Raw genomic sequence first — 6,152 nt, 5'->3', positions numbered from 1 at the left:
ATTTATATTTTTGAGAAAATTTCAGCGTGAAATTTCCATCCGTAAAATCTAAACTTAAGATTTTTCAAAGCAAATGAAATTTCAAGCAAAAGCGCTAGCGCTCGATTATCTAAAAATATGAAATTTAGTTTTTTGACTCATTTAGACTACGATTTTCAAGGCAAGCCACATCATTGGAAATTTTTAAAATTTAAAGTTATCTCAAAAATAATTTGCTATTTTGCCATATGGTCTTATTTCACGAACATATTGCAATGCTCGGCAAAAAGTAGCTTTAAATGCGCCAACGAGCCGCCCGATTGTAATTATGAAGCGTTAAAAGCGTAATTAAGGGCATTGCAGCATTACCATCTTGCCGCTATGATCGGTAATATCTGAGAATTTATGAATGTTAAATTCTAAGCCGCAAATCGAACAAGGAGGAAATTTATCGACTTCCTTCTTGCCTAAAAGCGAGCAAATTCCGCCTATTGCCGGATTATGTCCAACGATAAATATGCATTCTGCGCTAGCTGCATTAAAATTTTGCATAACATCTGTGCTAGAAATTTCCACATCATTGCAAGATAGCGCATTATTTTCGCTAATGCTAGCGGGAATTTTAGCGCTCTTAAAAGCAGAATTTTCAGCGTTTGCGTCGCGATGTTTTTCGCTACTCAAACCAACCGCATTGTATTTTTCAACATTCACACTGCACCCAAAAAATCGTTTCTCATCCAAGCTGCGAACAAACTTTGCCAAATCCCATAAGCTTGCGTCGTATAACTCTCGCAATGACGCTACCCTTTTTATCGCATCCAACGCATTAGCGATAATTTGCGCCGTATGGAGTGCGCGTATAGCCGAGCTTGTAATAATTAAATCAGGCGTAAGTCCCAAGCTACGCAGCTTTTCTCCGAGTTTAATTGCGCAAAGTTCGCCCACTTGGCTTAATGCCCGTTCAAAATCGCTTTTGCCGCCGCTTTGCGCCTCGGCATGTCTTATAAAATATATCCGTTTCATCTGCATCCTTTCACAAAATTTTATGTAAAATTTAGCGTTAAATTCTACAAAATTCTAAATTTTTTCTGGATTATTCCAAAGCCATAACCGACCACAAATCCCGCTATGTGCGCATACCACGCCACATTTATGCCCATTAGCATCGGTGCAAAGCTCATTATCAAAATTGCGATAAAAATCCCGCCCGCATTGCGTTTATCAAAATAAGCAATCACGCCTAAAAGCACACAGATAGCGCCGCTAGCGCCTACGATATTGACGATTTCTCCCATGCTCATGGCATAACGGATATAAATCAGACACAAAGCGCCACTAAGCAGCCCGCCTACGATGTAAAATAGCGTAAATTTTATCCCACCGAACGCTCGCTCTAAAATCCCACCGAATTGATACAAAACTGCCATATTCATCACTAGATGCATCACTCCGCCGTGCATAAAAAATGAACTTAATAGCTGCCACGGCATCCCCTCGAAAAAATATGGATTGAGCCCAAAAAATAGATAGGACTTAAAGCCAAAAAAATATTCTAATGCGAATGAAATCACGAAGAATAGGACATTCGCCACAATGATCGCGAGAGTAAATTTGCCTGTTTGCATGAAACTCCTTAAATTTTTCACGCATAGTAGCAAAATTTTGATTAAATTAAAGGCGTCGCGTGTTTTTATGGGTTAGAGAAAAATTATAGATAAGTTCTAGCATCAAAATTTTGACAATGGTTTTAATTGCAAGCGCCTTATCAAAATAGCTGCGTTAAAGTTAAAATTTAGATATAGCGGCTTTAAAGTAAAATTTTCATGATAAAATTTAGACCGTAAATCTTTTTTGAAAGTTTTACGTAATTTATAAAGTTTATCTGACGTAAATTAAAAAACAAACATGCCGTTAAATTTAATAACGATAAAATTTCAGTTATATGAAGCCATTTTGTAGAATTTTATATAAAATTATAAGTATAATTTTATTAAGAATAACAAAAATTTGAGTTCAAATTAATTTCAAAATAAATTTTTAGAGTAATATTTTATTAAATGCTTGTTATATATAATTACGCGTTAAAAATGCTAATTTAATTTACCGCGATAGCATCAAAATGAGTTTTTATTCATAAGTTTTTACTACAGGAGTTTAAAAGCCATAAAATTCTAAAATTTGATTAGAATTTTAGGAATTTAATAAATTCTGCAAAGCTAAGTCATAGCTAGAATTCCAAGCGAAATTATTTGCAAAATTTTGCTTGGAATTTTAGAGCATAAATCAAACCGTCGCGAATTTTTAAACCGCCGCGAATTTTTAAAAGGTCTAACGAAATTTCATAAAATCTAATAAATTCCAAAAGTTATAAGAAATTTTTCAAAAAATACGGGCGAAAGAATTTTCAAAATTCTAGTTATTCACCCGTCCGTATCCTGCGAAGCGGTTCGACGCTAGGCAGCTTATGCGGTCTTTGCCACAGCGCACGATGTAGCTATTTTCCATCTTTTGCCCCGCTACATGGACGTTTTTCTTATTTAAATTTACGAAGTCCGCTTGATTTCTACCGCGAGTATTGTGGACAAATTTCACGCGACCGTCGGCATAGATCTCGCGCACGATACCGATATGGCTGATCTCGTTATTGACCTTGCCTTTGTTAGAGCGCAAGGTGTTTTGAAAAAATACCAAATCCCCCACTCGCGGCGTATTGCTGAGTAAATTTTTACGGCTGTAATAATTATATATTGCTTGGGATTTACGTCCGTTTGTGAAGTATTTCGGCAGATCTTTTGAGTTAAAAAATAGATCATCGTATTTATCATTTAGCACGGTGATAAATCCGCTGCAGTCCCCTCCAGCGCGAGTGCCGGTGTAATCGTCCACAGATGCAATTAGCGGGCGGTTAAACTCGCTTCCCGGCACCGAAGTTATTCCCTCTTCATGATCGTTTAAGACATACGCTTGCTGGCTGCCGGCAGACGGGGCTTTTGAGGAGCAACCGACCAGCAAAAACGCACCCAAAGCGCAAATAATTAGTTGTTTCATATAAAAATCCTTATAAAATTATGTAACGGTTAATTTTGGGCGTAATTTTAGCGCCTGGCGGTAACAAAATGGTAACTTTAAAGCTAAATTCTGTATAATCGCCGAAATTTTACACGGAGAAATTATGCATTATCTACGAATTAACGGGGGCAAAAAACTAAGCGGCAGCGTCAAAATAAGCGGTGCAAAAAACGCCGCATTGCCGCTCATAGCTCTATCTATCCTTTCAAGAAACGAAGTCGTAATTAAAAATTTACCTGCAGTTTCCGATATCCACACGCTAATTCAGCTACTTTCAAATTTAGGCGCAAAGTGCGAGTTCCTTGACGCCAACACCGCCAAAATCGATCCGCGCGAGATAAACTCGACCAAGGCGATCTATGACATAGTGCGCAAAATGCGCGCTTCGATCTTGGTGCTGGGGCCGCTTTTAGCGCGATTTAGACACTGCGAGGTAAGCCTTCCCGGGGGTTGCGCGATCGGCGCAAGACCGATCGATCTACACCTTAGCGCGCTTGAAAAGATGGGTGCAGAGGTTAAGATCGAGCAGGGTTACGTCGTTTGCACCGCAAAAAAGGGGCTTAAGGGCGCGACTATAAATTTTGACAAAATTACCGTCACCGGCACCGAAAATATCGTAATGGCAGCGGCTTTAGCAAGCGGCACCACGCATATCATAAATGCGGCAAAAGAGCCCGAAGTAATCGCCGTTTGCAACGCATTAAAAAGCGCAGGCATCGACATAGAGGGCATCGGCACGAACGAAATCCTTATCAAAGGAAGCGGCGGCGAGCTTTTAAGCTTGAACGAAATTTCGATCATTCCCGATCGCATCGAGGCGGGCACCTATCTGTGCGCGGGCGCGATTACCGGCTCCCGTATCACGATCACGCACTCTTGCGCGGCTCATCTTGGCGCGGTGCTTGCAAAATTTGAAGATATGGGCTTTAAATTTGAAATTTCAAACGGCGGCGAGGAGATAACGATCTTGCCCGCTTCAAAGATCAAACCCGTAGAGATCATCACGAGCGAATATCCGGGCTTTCCTACCGATATGCAGGCGCAGTTTATGGCGCTTGCGTGCATCTCCTCGGGCGTCAGCACCATCGACGAGAGGCTTTTTGAAAACCGCTTCATGCACGTAAGCGAACTTTCAAGAATGGGCGCAGATATCCGCCTAAACGGCCACATCGCGACGATCAGCGGCGGCAAGCTAAACGGCGCAGACGTGATGGCTACCGATCTGCGCGCCAGCTCGGCACTCGTTTTAGCCGCCCTTGCGGCGCGCGGCGAGAGCAAAATACATAGAATTTACCACCTAGATCGCGGATATGAGAGACTGGAAGCTAAGCTTGGTGCGCTTGGTGCCGATATACAGAGGCTGGAGGAATGAGGACTTCGAAATAAAAAATCTTGCGGAAGCAAGCAAAGTGGAATTTTACGCAAAACGCGTTTTAAAATGCCACGCTACGTAAGAGCCACGTAAATTCTATCAGCAGCAATGCATTTAAAACCGCTAAAACTAAATGCGGCGGAATTTTAAAGGCAAATCTTGGTAGAATTTCGAAGGATGAACCTCTTAAGAATTTAAAGTGGCGAACTTTGGTAAAATTTAATGAACGAGCCGTGGTGTAATTTTTTAAGCAAATGTGGGTGGAATTCCTAGGGCAAAGCGGAATTCTACGAGTGATATACTTTGAAATTTTAAGCAACGCTCGCATTTAAAATAAGGCAAGTTTGAGCCCGTGAAATTTTGCGCACTCATTTGGATAAAATTTTGCTTTGCAAGCTCCGGCAAAACATAGAATTTAAGACTATGTGAGGTTTTAACTGCGCGAATTTAAAATGTAAAAAATGATAAAAAGGACTTAAAATGATAGGAATAAATGAGGCTATAGATTTGGCTACGGCTAGAATCACATCAAGCAGGCAGAGCGAAAAGGTGCCTCTTCCCAGCGCTCTAGACCGCATCCTTTCTAGCGATATTTCAGCGCTTAAAAACCTACCCTGCTTCGATAATTCGGCGCTTGACGGCTATGCCTACGCGGCGGAATTCAAAGACGAAAAGCTAAAGATCGTAAAGCCTACGATTTTTGCGGGAGATGAGAAATTCTACGAAATCAAGGCTGCGCAAGCGCAAAAGATAATGACCGGCGCGCCAATGCCTGCAGGCGCGGACTCTGTCGCGAGGCTAGAGGATGTAGACGCGCAAGGTGGAACTCTAAAAATCCCTGCTTCCGTTCATGCCCACGACGGCTTTCGTAAAAAAGGCGAGGAGGTGCGCGCGGGCGAGCTTTTATTGCGCCGTGGCGAAATTTTAAACCCTGCTAAAATCATGCTTCTTGCCGCGCAAGGAATTTACGAAGTAAGCGTTTACGCGCGTCCTAAAATCGCTCTATTTTCCAGTGGAAACGAACTAAAAGAGCCGTGGCAGAGCGCAAGTGAGCGCGAAATTTATAACGCCAACTCTAGTGGTATTGCTGCATTGCTGCAAAAATACGGCTTTGAAAATGAGTATTTAGGGATTTTAAAGGATGATTTTAGCGCGGTATGCGAGGCGCTAAACGCTGCTACGCGTAAATTTGACGTGCTAATTACCAGCGGTGGAGCAAGCGCTGGGGAGGCGGATTTTATGCAAAGCGCTATGAGCGAACTTGGATTTTTGCAGGTTTTCGATCACATCGATATCAAGCCCGGCCGCCCTAGCAAGTGCTTCGCAAAAGACGGCAAATTCGTCTTTGCAATGGCAGGCAATCCGATGGCTGCTTTCGTGCTTACGCGCGCAGTCATACTACCGATCCTATTTAAGCTTAGCGGCGCAGGCGAGGCTTTTAGCGCAGAAGCAGCGATCTATGCCAAGCTCGCAAGCGATCTGAAGCTAAAAAGCGGCAGAGTAAATTTAACCGTAGGCGCATATGAAGGCGGAGTTTTTACGCCTATGCCGTCGCCTTCTGGGCGCATCAGACCGCTGGCTGCGGCATCGCATTTTTTCTTGGCTGATCCCAAATGCGACAAAGTTCGCGCTAGAGAAATCGTAAAAATTTATGAAATTTAAGCGAGGAATTATTGACAAATGAAAATTTATAGGCTACAATCGCGCTTTATTTTTACTGCATGCGGGAATA

The 6,152-nt window shown here is 42.2% G+C and carries 5 protein-coding genes; 2 read left to right on the top strand and 3 right to left on the bottom strand.

Annotated elements, in window-relative coordinates:
- Window positions 1-327: 327 nt before the first annotated feature.
- From Q0605_RS10050 to Q0605_RS10040, 3 genes are all read right to left on the bottom strand, one after another.
- Complete coding sequence (locus Q0605_RS10050; RefSeq protein WP_298706683.1) at window positions 328-1,002, bottom strand: histidine phosphatase family protein; 675 nt, start codon at window positions 1,000-1,002, stop codon at window positions 328-330.
- 44 nt (window positions 1,003-1,046) lie between these two features.
- Window positions 1,047-1,604 carry a rhomboid family intramembrane serine protease gene (locus Q0605_RS10045; protein ID WP_298706681.1) on the bottom strand — a complete coding sequence of 186 codons (558 nt, stop codon included), beginning with the start codon at window positions 1,602-1,604 and terminating at the stop codon, window positions 1,047-1,049.
- A 787-nt stretch (window positions 1,605-2,391) separates the two neighbouring features.
- The gene (locus tag Q0605_RS10040) at window positions 2,392-3,027 is read right to left on the bottom strand and encodes an NlpC/P60 family protein (protein WP_005870540.1); all 636 of its coding nucleotides are present in this window, start codon (window positions 3,025-3,027) and stop codon (window positions 2,392-2,394) included.
- A 124-nt stretch (window positions 3,028-3,151) separates the two neighbouring features.
- Between Q0605_RS10040 and murA the strand changes: the two genes are divergently transcribed.
- Window positions 3,152-4,420, top strand: coding sequence for a UDP-N-acetylglucosamine 1-carboxyvinyltransferase (gene murA / locus Q0605_RS10035; RefSeq protein WP_298706679.1), 1,269 nt, complete (start codon window positions 3,152-3,154; stop codon window positions 4,418-4,420).
- 480 nt (window positions 4,421-4,900) lie between these two features.
- Window positions 4,901-6,082 carry a molybdopterin molybdotransferase MoeA gene (locus Q0605_RS10030; RefSeq protein ID WP_298706677.1) on the top strand — a complete coding sequence of 394 codons (1,182 nt, stop codon included), beginning with the start codon at window positions 4,901-4,903 and terminating at the stop codon, window positions 6,080-6,082.
- The last annotated feature ends 70 nt before the right edge of the window (window positions 6,083-6,152 follow it).

Origin of the sequence: uncultured Campylobacter sp. (genome assembly GCF_938017705.1) — a bacterium.
In the GTDB taxonomy this organism is placed as follows: domain Bacteria; phylum Campylobacterota; class Campylobacteria; order Campylobacterales; family Campylobacteraceae; genus Campylobacter_B.
The sequence above is the reverse complement of the archived record's forward strand: the minus strand, read 5'-3'. Positions and strand labels throughout refer to the sequence as shown.